Origin of the sequence: Saccharopolyspora gloriosae (genome assembly GCF_022828475.1) — a bacterium.
GTDB lineage: Bacteria > Actinomycetota > Actinomycetes > Mycobacteriales > Pseudonocardiaceae > Saccharopolyspora_C > Saccharopolyspora_C gloriosae_A.
Genome location: NZ_CP059557.1, coordinates 6,090,250 through 6,104,941, shown reverse-complemented (window position 1 = coordinate 6,104,941; position 14,692 = coordinate 6,090,250). Strand labels below are relative to the sequence as shown.

Here is a 14,692-nt window from a genome sequence, read left to right as displayed (position 1 = left end):
CATGGTGCGCGCGGTCACCGACAACTCGCTCAAGATCGGCGGAACCGCGGGGGCGGGCCGGGGCGTCTCAGTCGTGATCCGGAACCGCTGGGGGTGCTCCGGATCGGCCGTGCGCCTCGCCGAACAGCGGGGCGCACGGCCTTTTCCGGCTCACTTCGCTCGGGCCATGCCCAGCACGTCGAGGGCGGTGTCGAGCTGCTCCAGGGTGAGCTTGCCCGAGTCGACGTGGCCGCGTTCGAGCACGACCTCCCGGATGGTGCGGCGTTCCTTGAGGGCCTGCTTCGCGATCGAAGCGGCCTCCTCGTAGCCGATGAAGCGGTTCAGCGGCGTCACGATCGACGGTGAGCCTTCCGCGTATTCGCGGGCGCGCTCGGTGTTGGCCGTGACCTCGGCGAAGACCTTGTCGGCGAGCAGCCGGGACACCGCCGCCAGCAGCCGCGCGGATTCCAGCACGTTGCGCGCGATCACCGGCAGGTTCACGTTGAGCTGGAAGTTGCCCTGCGCGCCCGCGAAGGCGACGGCGGCGTCGTTGCCGATGACCTGGGCGACGACCTGCAGCGTGGCCTCCGGGATCACCGGGTTCACCTTGCCGGGCATGATCGACGAGCCCGGCTGCAGGTCCGGCAGCGCCAGCTCCGCCAGCCCGGTGCGCGGACCGGAGCCCAGCCAGCGCACGTCGTTGGCGATCTTGTTCAGGCTCACCGCGACGGTGCGGAGGTGACCGGAGGTCTCCACCACGCCGTCCTGGGTGGCTTGCGCCTCGAAGTGGTCGCGCGCCTCGGTCAGCGGCAGCCCGGTGACGCGGGCGAGTTCTTCCGCGACGGCCTTGCCGAAGCCTTCCGGCGCGTTCAGGCCCGAACCGACGGCGGTGCCGCCGATGGGCAGTTCACCGAGCCGGCTCAGGCCGGAGCGCAGCCGCTCCACGCCGAAGCGGACCTGCGAGGCCCACGCGCCCGCTTCCTGCGCCAGGGTGATCGGGACGGCGTCCATCAGATGGGTGCGCCCGGACTTGACGACCTCGGTCCACTCGGCGGCACGGCCTTCGACGACTCCGGCCAGGTGTTCCAAAGCGGGGACGACGTCGCTGAGCACGGCTTCGGTGGCGGCGACGTGGATCGTCGTGGGGAACGTGTCGTTCGACGACTGCGAGGCGTTGACGTGGTCGTTCGGGTGCACGTCGCGGCCGAGCTTGCGGGTGGCGAGGGTCGCGATGACCTCGTTGGCGTTCATGTTCGAGGACGTGCCCGAGCCGGTCTGGAAGACGTCGATCGGGAAGTGCTCGTCGTAGTGGCCTTCGGCGACCTCGTCGGCCGCGGCGGCGACGGCCTCGGCCATGTCGGCGTCGAGGATGCCGAGCTTGCCGTTGACCCGTGCGGTGGCGGCCTTGAGGAGGCCGAGGGCGCGGATCTGGGCGCGTTCGAGACCGCGGCCGGAGATCGGGAAGTTCTCCACGGCGCGCTGGGTCTGCGCGCGGTACAGGGCGTCGGCGGGGACCCTGACCTCGCCCATCGTGTCGTGTTCGATCCGGTAGTCCTGTTCTGCCATGACCGAAGTGTCCTCCGGTACGGCCGTTGCGGTCAGTATGGGCCGCCCCACTTCCCGGCCGGCGGTACGTGTGATCCCGGTGCTGGACCGATTGAGGTGACCGAGATCGTCGGCGTCGCGCGGACGGCGACGTGGGGTGGCGGTGAGGGCTAGGCTCGGATGTGATCCACGTTGCACCGGTGCGAGTGGGGTGGGCATGTCCGAGCCGTTCGAAGTCGATCTGCTGGTGGTGGGCGCGGGGCCGACGGGGTTGTTCGCGGCCTACTACGCGGGATTCCGGGATCTGTCGGTGGCGGTGGTGGATTCGCTGCCGGAGCCGGGCGGGCAGGTGACGGCCATGTATCCGGAGAAAATGATCTTCGATGTGGCCGGATTCCCCGCCGTTCGCGGCCGTGACCTGGTGGCCGCGCTGGTGGAGCAGGCCGCCCAGTACGAGCCTGCCTACCTGCTCGGGCGGGATGCCACCGAACTGTCCGATGTGGACGATGGCGTGCTGGTGCGGGTCGGGGACCGGCCGGTGCGGGCGCGCGCGGTGCTGGTCACCGCGGGCATCGGCGAGTTCTCGCCGCGACCGTTGCCCGCCGGTGGGGACTGGCTCGGGCGGGGAGTCGTGCACTTCGTCCCCGATCTGTCCGTCCACAGTGGCCACGACGTGGTGGTGGTCGGTGGCGGGGACTCGGCGTTCGATTGGGCCTTGGCGCTGCACCCGATCGCCCGCAGCGTGACGCTCGTGCATCGCAGGGCGCGGTTCCGGGCGCATCCCGGATTGGTGCGCAAGGTCGAGGACCTCGGCGTCGAGCTCATCACCGAAGCGCAGGTCGCGGAGGTGCGCGGGGACTCGAACGGGGTGCACGAGGTGGAGCTCGTACTGGGAGAGGAGCGGCGAGTGCTGCCCGCGCGGACCGTGGTCGCCGCGCTCGGGTTCACCGCCGACCTGGGGCCGATCCAATCCTGGGGTCTGGACCTGGACAAGCGCTCCATCAAGGTCGACAGCACCATGCGCACCAACCGCAACCGCGTCTACGCGGCCGGTGACGTCGCCTCCTACCCGGGAAAGGTCAAGCTCATCGCCACCGGCTTCGGCGAAGCGGCAACCGCGGTGAACAACATCGCAGTCACCCTGAATCCGGACGCCCACCTCTTCCCCGGCCACTCCTCAAACCAAAGCTGACCCTCCCGGCGATGAACCCGACCCCTCGCGGCGAAGCCGAGTCCTTGCGGCGAAGTCCGCGAAGGGCGGGCGAAGCCCCGCCTGCCTCGCGGCCGAAGGCCGTGCCTTGCGGCGAAGCCCGCGAAGGGCGGGCGAAGCCCCGCCTGCCTCGCGGCCGAAGGCCGTGCCTTGCGGCGAAGCCGTGCCTGTATGCGCGAAGCGCATAGCCCACGTCAAGAAGCCGCTCACCGGCGGGTTCTCAGGTGTCTTCTCGCGAGGACAGCTTTTTCCCTCGTGGCGGAGCCACTTGGGAAAAAGATCCCGCAGCGAGAAGACACCTGAGGTTCCGCTACCCGACCACCCGAGCAAAACGACCGCCCACCCCCCACGACGTGGAACGGCCGCCCCTCCTGGCGGAGGGGCGGCCGGGCCAGTGGGTGCCGGGTCAGGCTGCGGTGTTTTCCTCGACCCAGTCGGACAGCGCCGAGACGTCGGTGTAGATCGACGGGCCGGTGGCGCAGTTCGAGTCGCTGTTGCCCGCGCGGCTCGTCGCGCCGATCAGCTCCCAGGCTCCCTGGGTGCCCTTGATCTGCGGGCCGCCGGAGTCGCCGTAGCAGGCGCCGGAGTCGCCACCGGGGTTCGACGTGCAGATCTCGCTCTCGCCGGTGATGCCGGTGCAGTCGGCGTCGTCGACGACGGCGGTGTCCAGTTCCTGCAGCGTGGCGGGGGCCTCGCCGCCGGGCGCCGGGCTGGTCTGGCCCCAGCCGATGATGCGGGTCTCGGTGCCGGTGGCGCCGGAGTCCGGAGCGATCGAGATCGGGGCGGCCTCGACCGGCGTGTCCAGCTTGATCACCGCGAGGTCCGCCGACGGGTGCGTGGCGATGTCGGCGATGCCCGCCTCTTCGCCACCGGCGGCGTGCTCCAGGCTGCCGACGCGAACCGAGAGGTCCGCGGGCTGGCTGCCTTCGACGCAGTGCGCGGCGGTGACCGCCCAGTCCGCCTTGATCAGCGAAGCGCCGCAGATGTGACTGCCGCCGGACTGCAGCGACACCATGAACGAGTAGGTCTCGGTGGCGTCGTGGCCGCCCACCACCAGCGGGGCGGGCTCTTCGGCGGCGGAGGCGGGCATGGCCAGCGCGACGGCGGCGCCCGCGGCGAGCACTCCGGTGAGCAGGGAGCGTGTGCGCATGGGGGACGAGTCCTTCCGTATGCCCGGCCCTGGGGCGGCCGGTAGTGGAGCTCGGCGCGGTGCGGCAGGCCGAGTGACCACTGACAGTAAGGATCTTCACTCTCACGAGGCACCCACTTATGGCGGTGTGCCGATCGCCCCTACGCCGGTGCCGCCGCGTCCGAACAGGACGATCCGCAGGTCAAAACCGTCCCATCGGCCGATTCCGGGGAAATACCGGGAAAAGTTCCCATCGTGGCAGCGCGGGTCGATCCGGAAACGAAAGAACGGACCGCCCATCCCCACCGAGATGGGGACGAACGGCCCGTTCCGCCGAGCCGGAAGATCAGGGCAGCAGTCCGTGCCGGGCGTTCTCGCCGGCGCCGTCGAGGTCCACGTCGGAGTACTCGCGCAGCTTCGTCAGCTTGTGCAGGCCCTCGATCACCCGCACCGTGCCCGACTTCGAGCGCATCACGATCGACTGGGTGCTGCACCGGTTCGCCCGGTAGTGCACGCCCTTGAGCAGCGCGCCGTCGGTGATGCCGGTGGCGCAGAAGAACACGTTGTCGCCGCGCACCAGGTCCGAGGTGGTCAGCACCTGGTCCACGTCGTGGCCTGCGTCGACGGCCTGCTGCCGCTCCGCGTCGTCCTTCGGCCACAACCGCGTCTGGATCTCCCCGTCGAGGCACTTCAGCGCGGCCGCGGTGATGATGCCCTCGGGCGTGCCGCCGATGCCGATGAGCATGTCGACGCCGCTGTCCGGGCGGGCCGCGGCGATCGCGCCGGCCACGTCACCGTCGGAGATGAACTGGATGCGGGCGCCCGCCTCGCGGACTTCGCGGATCAGGGTCTCGTGCCGCGGCCGGTCCAAGATGCACACCGTGACGTCGGAGACGTCGATCTGCTTGGCCTTCGCGACGCGGCGGATGTTCTCCGCGGTCGGCGCGTTCAGGTCCACCACGCCCGCGGCCTCCGGCCCGACGGCGAGCTTCTCCATGTAGAACACCGCGGACGGGTCGAACATCGCGCCGCGCTCGGCGACGGCGAGCACCGCCAGCGCGTTCGGCATGCCCTTGCTGAGCAGCGTCGTTCCGTCGATGGGGTCCACGGCGACGTCCACCTCGGGACCTGCGCCGTTGCCGACCTCCTCGCCGTTGAACAGCATCGGCGCTTCGTCCTTCTCGCCTTCGCCGATGACGACGACGCCCTGCATCGAGACGGTGCCGATCAGTTTGCGCATGGCGTCCACTGCGGCACCGTCACCTGAGTTCTTGTCACCGCGACCCACCCAGCGGCCCGCAGCCATCGCCGCGGCCTCGGTGACCCGGACCAGCTCCATGGCCAGGTTGCGGTCGGGCGCCTCGTGGCGACCTTGCGTGGTGGACGTGCTCATCGCGCCTCCCGGTATGGCGAGCTGACTTCATCGGCATGGCGCACCGGCTCCGCGCGCCGCACTCGTTACCGGGGATCTTCGCAGATCGCACCCCCTGAAGCCGGGCCACGTGGGCGAGCCCACTACTGCGCTTCGCCGGGCTCCTCGACTGCGGCGAGGGCGCGGTCTACGCGCTCCCTGGCGCCCGCGAGGTGGCGTTCGCACACCGTCGCGAGGGCTTCGCCGCGCTCCCACAGAGCCAGCGACTCCTCCAGGGACAGGCCGCCTGCTTCGAGTTGCTTGACCACTTCGGCGAGTTCGTCGCGGGCCTGCTCGTAGCCGAGTTCGGCGACCTCGGGGTGGTCGGCGACGGGGTCGAAGTGCTCGTCCTGCTCGTTGTTCGTCACGGGGTGGGGCTCTCCAGCTTGCTGGGCACGGACACCACGGCGGTCGCGATGGCCTGGTCGTAGCCGATGAACGCCTCGGCGAACTCGGCGCCGTCGCCGTCGCGGACCGCGTCGTTGATGCGCAATTGGGCTTCGGTGACCCTACGTCGATGTCCGGAGCCGTGGCCGACCCACCACCGGGTGCCCGCGTAGGCGGAGGCCGCGTCGGCCAGCGCCCGCAGCTTCAACGGCAACGTTCTGCGTTCGGTGGAGTCGCAGCCGCCGAGCAGCGCGTTCCAGCAGCCGACCGCCGCCGCGTCCGCTTCGTGAACGCATTGCCGCACCCGTTCCGCGTCGAGCAGTTGCGGTGAGCGGGTGACGGCGACCGTCAACGGGAGGAATGTGGGCTCCTGTTGTCCCTGCACCACGACCTCCCTCGTCCTTACTCCGTTCCGTCGGGCACCACCGCGTGCACTGCTCCGTCAACGACGCGCACCCGCAGCGTGGTTCCCGCCGGAGCCTCTTCGATCGACCGGAGCACTCCGTCGACTCCGTCCGAGTCGACGCGCTGCACGATCGCGTACCCGCGAGCAAGAGTGGCCGCAGGACCGAGGGTCGTCAAGCGAGATCGGGTGGCGGTCATGGCATGGCCTTCGGCGGTGAGCACGCCGGTGATGGCTCGCCGCGCGCGGTCCCGCGCCACCTGCACCTGTTCTGATCTGCGCGCCAGCGGGCCGTGCGGGTCGGCGAGCGCGGGACGGCTGCGCAGCGAGTCGAGCAGCCGCCGCTCACGATCCACCCATCCGTGTAGTGCGCGTCGTGCTCGATCTCGCAGCTGGTGCACGCGCTGCGTTTCCTCCGCCATGTCCGGAACGACCCTTTTGCCTGCTCCGGTGGGTGTGGAGCAGCGGACATCGGCGACGTGGTCCAGCAGCGGCGAGTCCGGTTCGTGCCCGATCGCGCTGATCACCGGCGTCCGGCAGGTGGACACCGCGCGGCACAGCGTCTCGTCGGAGAACGGCAGCAGGTCCTCCACGCTCCCGCCGCCGCGCGCCAGCACGATCACGTCCACCTCGGGGTCGCGGTCGAGTTCGCCGAGCGCGTCGAGGATCTGCGGGACCGCGGTGGAACCCTGTACCGCCACGTTGCGGATCTCGAAGCGCACCGACGGCCAGCGCAGCCGAGCGTTGGTGAGCACGTCGTGCTCGGCGGCGGACGCCCGCCCGGTGATGAGGCCGACCTTGTTCGGCAAGAACGGCAGCGGCCGCTTGCGCGCCGGGTCGAACAGGCCTTCCGCCTTGAGCAGCTGCCGGAGCCGTTCGATGCGGGCGAGCAGTTCACCGATGCCGACGGCGCGGATCTCGTCGACCCGCAGGCTCAGCGTGCCGCGGCCGACGAAGAACGTGGGCTTGCCGTGCACCACGACGCGGCTGCCGTCGGTCAACGGCGGATCTTGCTTGCGCAGCAGCGAGGACGCGCAGGTCAGCGTCAGCGACACCTCGGCGGACGGGTCGCGCAGCGTGAGGAACGAGGTGGCCGCGCCGGGGCGGTTGGAGATCTGGGTGATCTGCCCTTCGACCCAGATGTTGCCGAGCCGGTGGATCCAGTCGGCGATCTTGCGGGCGACGGTGCGGACCGGCCACGGGTCTTCCGCGCTGGTCGGCGGCTGGCTGGCGGAGGCGTTCAGAACCGCTCCTTCAACGTCCGGACATGCACCGCCGCGATCATACGGCGGCCCGTCCGGTCAGCCTGCGTAATGGGTCGCTCAGCGGAACCTCAGTGGCTTCCTCGCTGCGGGATCGATTTCGCAAGTGGCTCCGCCGCGAGCGAAATCGCTGTCCTCGCGAGGAAGCCGCTGAGAACCCGCCGGTGGTCCTTTGCCCTGGTGGTCACTGCTCAGCGGCTGCGCCGCTGACAAGATCAAAAGATCGTTCTGTGCGGGTTGCGAAGCTGAAGTTCAGTCCTCGCCGCGCAGGCGGGTGAGGCGGTTGGTGAGCATGCGGAGGAACTCGGGCCGCTCGCCGTGCCGCTGCTCGTGCTCCAGCAGCGCCTCGACGTCCTCGGCGGAGAAGCCGCGGAGTTTGCCGCGCAGCTGCGGGAGGGTCATGTCGTCGTATTCGGCGAGCACGTCGGCGCCCGCGGGTTCGGGGACGCCGACCGGTCGTGGCTGCACGGCGGGTTCGTCCTCGTCGAACGTCGCCCACTCCGGCTCGTCCTCGACGCCCTGCCAGGCGCTGAGCGTCTCGTCACCGCGGATCGCCAGTTCGGTGATCTGCTGCTGCACCCGCATGGACAGTTGCAGCGCCTGACTGGCCACGGTCAGCGGCAGGCCGAGCAGCTGCGCGGGCAGCTGCCGGGTCTGTTCGACGGTGACGGTCGCGAGTCCGGCCGCGACCCGGATCGGCAAGGGATACGTCGACATGGCCCTACCTTCCCGCAATCGCGCCTGGGAAACCATCGTCCTGGGACATGAGCTTCGCCCGCCACGCGTGCGGCGGGTGAGGGTGACGCGCGGTACCGGTGAAGTGGGCGGCCGCAGGGCTGACCCGTCGCGAGGTGGTCCGTACCCTGGACACCATGAGCACCTCGCCGCAGGCGGCTGATCGCCTCGACCAGGACACGACGACCCCGGAGGGCGAGCCCGCCAAGCGCGTCCTGCTCGCCAAACCTCGTGGCTACTGCGCCGGTGTGGACCGTGCGGTGATCACGGTGGAGAAGGCGCTGGAGACCTACGGCCCGCCCGTCTACGTGCGCAAGGAGATCGTGCACAACAAGCACGTGGTGGAAACCCTCCAGGAACGCGGCGTGATCTTCGTCGAGGAGACCGATGAGGTCCCGGAAGGCGCGCTGGTCGTGTTCTCCGCGCACGGCGTCGCCCCCGTGGTGCACGAGGAGGCGAAGGCCCGCAACCTGCGCACCATCGACGCGACCTGCCCGCTGGTCACGAAGGTGCACAAGGAGGTCAACCGGTTCGCCCGCGACGACTACGACATCCTGCTGATCGGCCACGAAGGCCACGAGGAGGTCGAGGGCACCGCCGGTGAGGCGCCGGACCGCGTGCAGCTCGTCGACAAGCCGGAGGACGTCGACAAGGTCAACGTGCGCGACCCCAACAAGGTCGTGTGGCTGTCGCAGACCACGCTCAGCGTCGACGAGACGATGGAGCGGGTCGACCAGATCAAGGACCGCTTCCCGGATCTGCAGGCACCGCCGAGCGACGACATCTGCTACGCCACCTCGAACCGCCAGGTCGCGGTGAAGGCGATGGCCGCGGAGTGCGACCTGGTGCTGGTCGTCGGGTCGGAGAACTCGTCGAACTCGAAGCGCCTGGTCGAGGTCGCGCTGCAGGCCGGAGCCTCGGATTCGCACCTGATCGACTACGCGGACCAGATCGAGGACTCCTGGCTGGAGGGCGTGACCACGGTCGGCGTCACCAGCGGTGCCTCGGTGCCGGACGTGCTGGTCATGCAGGTCCTGGACCACCTGTCGCAGCACGGCTGGGACGGTGAGGTGGAAGAGGTCACCACCGCGAACGAGAAGATCCAGTTCTCGCTGCCGAAGGAACTGCGCAAGGACCTCAAAGAAAACCCGAACGCGCCGAAGGGCGTTCGCTGAGACGTTCTTCCGCTCGGTGGGTTTGCTTCGGTGTCCGGGTGGCGGAACCTCAGCTGTCTTCTCGCTGCGAAAAAGCCGTCCTCGCGAGAAGACAGCTGAGAACCCGCCGGTGGTCGGCTTCTTGACGTGGGCTGTGCGCTTCGCGCATACAGGCACGGCTTCGCCGCAAGGAAGGCTTGGTTCGCTGCGTCCTTCGCGGGGTTCGCCGCCGACAAGACGCAGATCGAACCACCATCGCGAGGGTTCCTGAACTCAAGTGCGGCCCGCTCGACCGTTAGGTCCGGCGGGCCGTTTCGCGTTCGGCGGAGGGGTGGGCCGAGGCGAGCGTCGGCTCGCTCAGTCGAAGAAGTCGTCGCGGGGCTTGCGGGGCCTGCGCTGCGGGTCGGGCTTCGGCTCGGGCCGTCCGCGGCCGGGCGCGGGGCGGGGGCGGCCTTCGCCGCGGTCGGCGGATCGGCCGGGCTGGCCGCGACCGGGAGTGCCGCGTCCGGGCGGAGTGCCCCGGCCGCGTTCGCCGCCGCGGGCCGGGGGCGTGGCGCGGTCGCCGCGTTCGGGGCGTCCTTCTCGCTTGGGGGCGCCGCCGTCGCGGGGGCGGCCGCCCTGTTCGGGGGCGGGGCGTCGCGCCCTGCTCCGGTCGCCGCCGCGTTCACCTCGTTCGCCACGTGAGCCGGCGGCCGGGCGCCGCTCGCCGTCGGCGGGGCGCTTGCGCTGCTGCCGAGCTTCCTGGGCGGACGCCTTCGGCTTGACGGGCCTGCGCTTCTTCGTCGGCGTATCGGAGAGGTCGACTTCGGACTGTTCACCGGCGCGTTGCAGCAAGAACATCCGCACCAGCCCGAACGCGAGGCACACGGCGGTGGTGATCGCCATCATGGGGAAGCCCGCGATGAGCGGCTGCACGACGGACAGCGCCTTGCCCATCACTCCGCCGCCACTCGCGCCGCCGCCGAACAGGAGCACCGCGATCGGCATCACCACGGTGGCGACCAGGGGCGTCTGCACCATCGGCCCGAACAGGTTGCCTCGCCGCACCAGCGCCACCGAAGCCAGGCAGCCCACGATCAGGCAGATCTTGAAGATCCATCCGGGGTTGCCGCTGAGCAGCAGGTCGATCACCGCGCCCAGCGCGGTGCCGCCCGCCGCGATCAGCACCGCTCCCCATAGGGGCACTCCGCGGCTGCCGAAAGCGGACCGTTCTGCCCATTGTGGGGCGCCGTTGTCGGGAGAGGGTGCGCTCTGGCGCTCGCGAGTGGCGGTCACACGCACAACCGTAACGGTCTGGAACAGCCGTGGAACGACCTCTCCGGAAGTTGATCCCGGACCTGCGGTGCTTCATGCCCTCGTGACCGCTGTGTGATCCGGGCGCGGCCGAATGGCGGCTGAGCGTCGGACGGGTGGACTGTGAACCTTGACACAGACAACTGGAAACTCTTAGCGTCCGAGCAATCGTTTTCTCGGGTCCGTGCGGTTGCTTCGGGGTGACAGCGGTCGGATGACGGGGGGAACTCGAATGACGGCGCCACTGGTAGAGCTGACCGGCATCACCAAACGCTACGGCGGTGTCCTGGCGTGCGACGGTGTGGATCTGACCGTGCACGAGGGCGAAGTGCACGCGCTGCTGGGGGAGAACGGCGCGGGCAAGTCCACGTTGATGCGCGTCCTGTCCGGCGACATCGCCGACTACGAGGGCACGGTCGCGGTGAACGGCGCTCCGGCGCGGTTCGCGAAGCCCTCGGACGCGCAGCAGGCGGGCATCGCGATGATCCACCAGGAGCTGGACCTGGTGCCGGCGCTCTCGGTCGCCGACAACCTGTACTTGGGCCGCGAGCTGCGCCGGGCCGGCGTGGTGGATCGCCGACGGATGGCGCAGCGGACCCGTGAGCTGTTGCAGCGCACCGGCATCGACCTCGACCCGGCCCGCCCGGTGGGCGAGCTGCGAGTGGGGGAGCAGCAGCTGGTCACGATCGCGCGGGCGCTGCTGTTGGACGCCAAGGTCCTGATCATGGACGAGCCGACTTCGGCGCTGTCGAACTCCGAGGTGCAGCGGCTGTTCGCGGTGATCTCGGAGCTGCGCAAGCGCGGCACCGGCATCGTCTACATCTCGCACCGGATGGACGAGATCGGCGCGGTCGCCGACCGGGCGACGGTGCTGCGCAACGGCCGCTGGGTGACCGAGTTCGACGCTCGCGACCTCACCGCGGAGCAGGCGGCGGAGGCGATGGTGGGTCGCCCGGTGCGCACCTTGTTCCGGAATCAGGACGAACTGCAACACGGTGAACAGGAGCAACCCGGTCAAGAGCGGCAACCGGGCGACGAGCTGCTGGCGGTGTCGGATTTCCGCGTCCGCCCGCGCAGGCACCGGGTCGGCAGGCGGGAGCCCGACGGCATCACCGCGTCGGTACGGGCGGGCGAGATCGTCGGCGTGTGCGGGCTGCTCGGTTCGGGCCGCACGGAGCTGCTGGAGTCGCTGTTCGGCGCGGGTTCGGCGGGCCGCTGGGAGGGCTCGGTGCGGCTGGACGGGCGGCCGGTGCGTCCGAGCGGCCCGCGGGAGGCGTTGCGCAAGGGCATCGCGTTCGTCCCGGAGGATCGCCGCGCCTCGGGTTTGGTGCTGGGGCATTCCGTGCAGGCGAACATGGTGCTCTCGGTGGTGGACCGGCTCGGTGTCGCCGGTCTGGTCCGGCGCCGTTCGGAGGTTGACTCGACGGAGCGCAGCGTGGAGCGGCTGAAGGTGAAGCTGGGCCGCATCGCCGATCCGGTCGGCACCTTGTCCGGCGGGAATCAGCAGAAGGTCGTGTTCGGCCGGATGCTGCTCACCGAGCCGCGGCTGCTGTTGCTGGACGAGCCGACGCGCGGCGTGGACATCGGCGCGAAAGCGGAGATCTACGAGCTGCTCGGCGAGATCGCCGCACGGGGCATCGGCGTGCTGCTGGCCTCGTCGGAGCTGCCGGAGCTGACCGGCGTGTGTCACCGCGTGGTGGTGCTGCGGCACGGCCGAAGCGTGGCGGAGTTCGACACCACCCGGGCCGGTGAGACCGAATTGTTGGCCGCCGCGATGGGCGAAAAGGTGTCGCCGAAGGGTGATTCATCGGCTGTCGAGGCGGGGCGCGGCCCCGTCGCGGGGGGAGGCGCACGATGAGCGAACAGACGCACGAGGCGGAGGCGTCGCCGAGCGCACCGGAGCCGCCGCGCGGCCGGTCGCGGCGCGAGTGGGCGGAGACGCTGTTCCGTTTCCAGAGCTTCTTCGGCCTGGTCGCGGTGTTCATCGCCGCGATCGTGCTGTCCCCGCGCGGTGACGACGGCCAGATCCTGTTCCTGACCAGCGACAACCTGTTCAACATCGTGCGCGCGGTCTCGGAGATCGGGATCATCGCGGTCGGTTTGACGTTCGTGATCCTCATCGGCGGCATCGACCTGTCGGTGGGTTCGGTGCTGGGCCTGGCCGCGGTGGGCTCGGCGGTGCTGCTGGTCAACGACAACTTCGGGGTGCTGATCGCGGCGCTGCTGGTGCTGCTGATCGGTTTGATCTTCGGGGTGTTGCAGGGCGCGGCGGTGGCGCTGCTGGGCGTGCAGGCGTTCATCGTGACGCTGGCCGGGTTGAACATCGCGCGAGGTCTGGCGCGGATGTGGTCCGGCGGGGAGACGGTGCAGATCTCCTACGGCGATGGCGATGGCAAGGCCCCGATGCTGTTCTCCCTGTTGGGGGAGCGGACGTTCGGCGGGGTCGTGCCGATCCCGGCGTTGATCTTCGCGGTGGTGGCGGTCGCGGCCATCCTGTTCTTGCGCTACAGCGCCTACTCGCGGCACCTGTACGCGATCGGCGGCAACGAGAAGGCGGCGCGCTTGTCGGGTGTGCCGGTGAACCGGGTCAAGATCGTCGCGTTCGCGCTGTCCGGCTTCTGCGCGGCGCTGGCCGGGATCGTGCACGCGGGCCAGCTCAACGCGGGCAGCCCGAACGACGGCCTCGCCTACGAGCTGGACGGCATCGCGGCCGTCGTGGTCGGCGGCACCAGCCTCGCCGGTGGGCGCGGTTCGGTGGTGGGCACGATCGCGGGCGCGTTGTTGCTGGGCATCCTCAACAACATCCTGAGCCTCAACAGCGTCGACACCGACATGCAGCTGCTGATCAAGGGTCTGGTGATCGTGGCGGCGGCGGCGTTGCAGCGGCTGCGCCCGACCGCCTGAGCCGACCCGCGTCCGATTCCGTTCCGGCCGGTCCGGCTCCGTGAGCCGCTCCGGGTCCTGCGATCCATCCGTCCCTTCGAAGCGTCCCTGGAGTTCCTCGGGAAGGAAGCACGATGCGAAAGAAGACAACGAGGTCTGTGTTCGCAGCCGCTTGCGCCGCGTTGGCCGTCACCGCCGCCGCGTGCGGCACGACGAGTGAGAACAGCGGTACGGCTCAGCCGCAGGATCCGCGGCAGAACTGCGGCGGCCCGGACGGGAAGTACACGATCGGCATGAGTCAGGCGAACCTCGCCGAGCCGTACCGGGTGCGGATGGACGAGGACATCCGCAAGGCGGCGGGGGAAGTGCCGCAGTTCGAGGAGGTGCAGTTCTCGGACGCGAGCAAGGACAACGCCAAGCAGGTCAGCGATGTGGAGGCGTTCCTGACCAAGCAGGTGGACCTGCTGATGATCTCGCCGAACGAGGCGGCGCCGCTGACGGACGTGGTGCGCAAGGCCTACAACTCGGGCACACCGGTGGTGCTGCTGGACCGCAAGGTCGACGGGGACGCGTTCACGACCTACATCGGCGCGGACAACGTGGCGATCGGCAGGCAGGCCGGGGAGTACTTCAAGAACACCGTGCTGCCGCAGGGCGGCAAGATCGTGGAGATCAGGGGCTTGTCGGGTTCCACGCCGGCCGCTGAGCGGCATCAGGGCTTCGAGGAGGGCATCGCGGGCTCGAAGATCGAGATCGTCGGTGAGGCGGACGGCGAGTGGGAGCGTTCGGTCGGCCAGGAGAAGATGGACGCGTTGCTCAAGTCGCACCCGGACGTCCAGGCCGTGTTCTCGCAGAACGATCCGATGGCGGAAGGCGCCTACCTCGCGGCGGAGGCGGCGGGCCGAGCGGAGCAACTCAAATTCGTCGGGATCGACGGCCTTCCCATCGAGGCGGGTGGCATTAAGGCCGTGGAGCAAGGCCGTTTGCAGGCCACGAACCTCTATCCGACGGGTGGCGCGGAAGCGGTCGAGGCGGCGAAGCAGATCCTGGTGGATTGTCAGCCGCCGGAGAAGCAGCAAACCTTGCCCTCGGAATTGATCACGAAGGAGAACGCGGGCGAGGTCTACGCCCGGTTGAATCAAGGCTGAGCGGCACTCGCACGTACCACATACAGTTACTGATTCGTTGAAGGTGCAGGTCGCACGCTAGGGCGAAGTTGTCCTGGCGTGCGACTTTCTTTGGCAATACCAGATGTCACCGAAAAGAAATCAAATCCACCTGGATGGTGGTAGTGGCCTCCA

The 14,692-nt window shown here is 69.7% G+C and carries 13 protein-coding genes; 5 read left to right on the top strand and 8 right to left on the bottom strand.

The window, feature by feature from the left end:
* Positions 1-150: 150 nt before the first annotated feature.
* Entirely contained in the window at positions 151-1,545 is a 1,395-nt protein-coding gene (locus tag H2Q94_RS26805; RefSeq protein ID WP_243789929.1) for a class II fumarate hydratase, read from the bottom strand.
* 196 nt (positions 1,546-1,741) lie between these two features.
* Here H2Q94_RS26805 and H2Q94_RS26800 point away from each other — a divergent pair, with 196 nt between their 5' ends.
* Entirely contained in the window at positions 1,742-2,716 is a 975-nt protein-coding gene (locus H2Q94_RS26800; RefSeq protein WP_243789928.1) for an NAD(P)/FAD-dependent oxidoreductase, read from the top strand.
* A 424-nt stretch (positions 2,717-3,140) separates the two neighbouring features.
* Here H2Q94_RS26800 and H2Q94_RS26795 read toward each other — a convergent pair whose 3' ends face one another.
* From H2Q94_RS26795 to H2Q94_RS26770, 6 genes are all read right to left on the bottom strand, one after another.
* Entirely contained in the window at positions 3,141-3,884 is a 744-nt protein-coding gene (locus H2Q94_RS26795) for a S1 family peptidase (RefSeq protein WP_243789927.1), read from the bottom strand.
* Between the two features lie 325 nt (positions 3,885-4,209).
* Entirely contained in the window at positions 4,210-5,256 is a 1,047-nt protein-coding gene (gene glpX / locus H2Q94_RS26790) for a class II fructose-bisphosphatase (protein ID WP_243789926.1), read from the bottom strand.
* Positions 5,257-5,378: 122 nt separating this feature from the next.
* Complete coding sequence (locus tag H2Q94_RS26785; RefSeq protein ID WP_243789925.1) at positions 5,379-5,642, bottom strand: exodeoxyribonuclease VII small subunit; 264 nt, start codon at positions 5,640-5,642, stop codon at positions 5,379-5,381.
* Positions 5,639-6,046 (bottom strand): hypothetical protein, encoded by a 408-nt coding sequence (locus H2Q94_RS26780; protein WP_243789924.1) that lies wholly within the window; start codon positions 6,044-6,046, stop codon positions 5,639-5,641. Before H2Q94_RS26780 ends, H2Q94_RS26785 begins: the two co-directional genes overlap by 4 nt.
* 17 nt (positions 6,047-6,063) lie before the next feature.
* Complete coding sequence (gene xseA / locus H2Q94_RS26775; protein WP_243795920.1) at positions 6,064-7,308, bottom strand: exodeoxyribonuclease VII large subunit; 1,245 nt, start codon at positions 7,306-7,308, stop codon at positions 6,064-6,066.
* Positions 7,309-7,578: 270 nt separating this feature from the next.
* A complete protein-coding gene (locus H2Q94_RS26770; RefSeq protein ID WP_243789923.1) occupies positions 7,579-8,043 on the bottom strand; it encodes a lipid droplet-associated protein in 465 nt (154 codons plus the stop codon).
* Between the two features lie 155 nt (positions 8,044-8,198).
* On the opposite strand from H2Q94_RS26770, the gene H2Q94_RS26765 reads away from it, so the two are divergent.
* Positions 8,199-9,236 carry a 4-hydroxy-3-methylbut-2-enyl diphosphate reductase gene (locus H2Q94_RS26765; protein WP_243789922.1) on the top strand — a complete coding sequence of 346 codons (1,038 nt, stop codon included), beginning with the start codon at positions 8,199-8,201 and terminating at the stop codon, positions 9,234-9,236.
* Between the two features lie 336 nt (positions 9,237-9,572).
* Here H2Q94_RS26765 and H2Q94_RS26760 read toward each other — a convergent pair whose 3' ends face one another.
* The gene (locus H2Q94_RS26760; RefSeq protein ID WP_243789921.1) at positions 9,573-10,490 is read right to left on the bottom strand and encodes a DUF6542 domain-containing protein; all 918 of its coding nucleotides are present in this window, start codon (positions 10,488-10,490) and stop codon (positions 9,573-9,575) included.
* A 250-nt stretch (positions 10,491-10,740) separates the two neighbouring features.
* Here H2Q94_RS26760 and H2Q94_RS26755 point away from each other — a divergent pair, with 250 nt between their 5' ends.
* From H2Q94_RS26755 to H2Q94_RS26745, 3 genes are all read left to right on the top strand, one after another.
* Complete coding sequence (locus H2Q94_RS26755; RefSeq protein WP_243789920.1) at positions 10,741-12,366, top strand: sugar ABC transporter ATP-binding protein; 1,626 nt, start codon at positions 10,741-10,743, stop codon at positions 12,364-12,366.
* Positions 12,363-13,412 (top strand): ABC transporter permease, encoded by a 1,050-nt coding sequence (locus H2Q94_RS26750; RefSeq protein WP_243789919.1) that lies wholly within the window; start codon positions 12,363-12,365, stop codon positions 13,410-13,412. Before H2Q94_RS26755 ends, H2Q94_RS26750 begins: the two co-directional genes overlap by 4 nt.
* Before the next feature lie 113 nt (positions 13,413-13,525).
* Positions 13,526-14,539, top strand: a complete 1,014-nt coding sequence (locus tag H2Q94_RS26745; RefSeq protein ID WP_243789918.1) for a substrate-binding domain-containing protein — start codon at positions 13,526-13,528, stop codon at positions 14,537-14,539.
* The last annotated feature ends 153 nt before the right edge of the window (positions 14,540-14,692 follow it).

Bases quoted from the DNA above. Each gene is read 5' to 3' on its own strand.
- H2Q94_RS26805 (WP_243789929.1), bottom strand. From the start codon at position 1,545: ATGGCAGAACAGGACTACCGGATCGAACACGACACGATGGGCGAGGTC.
- H2Q94_RS26800 (WP_243789928.1), top strand. From the start codon at position 1,742: ATGTCCGAGCCGTTCGAAGTCGATCTGCTGGTGGTGGGCGCGGGGCCG.
- H2Q94_RS26795 (WP_243789927.1), bottom strand. From the start codon at position 3,884: ATGCGCACACGCTCCCTGCTCACCGGAGTGCTCGCCGCGGGCGCCGCC.
- glpX (WP_243789926.1), bottom strand. From the start codon at position 5,256: ATGAGCACGTCCACCACGCAAGGTCGCCACGAGGCGCCCGACCGCAAC.
- H2Q94_RS26770 (WP_243789923.1), bottom strand. From the start codon at position 8,043: ATGTCGACGTATCCCTTGCCGATCCGGGTCGCGGCCGGACTCGCGACC.
- H2Q94_RS26765 (WP_243789922.1), top strand. From the start codon at position 8,199: ATGAGCACCTCGCCGCAGGCGGCTGATCGCCTCGACCAGGACACGACG.
- H2Q94_RS26755 (WP_243789920.1), top strand. From the start codon at position 10,741: ATGACGGCGCCACTGGTAGAGCTGACCGGCATCACCAAACGCTACGGC.
- H2Q94_RS26750 (WP_243789919.1), top strand. From the start codon at position 12,363: ATGAGCGAACAGACGCACGAGGCGGAGGCGTCGCCGAGCGCACCGGAG.
- H2Q94_RS26745 (WP_243789918.1), top strand. From the start codon at position 13,526: ATGCGAAAGAAGACAACGAGGTCTGTGTTCGCAGCCGCTTGCGCCGCG.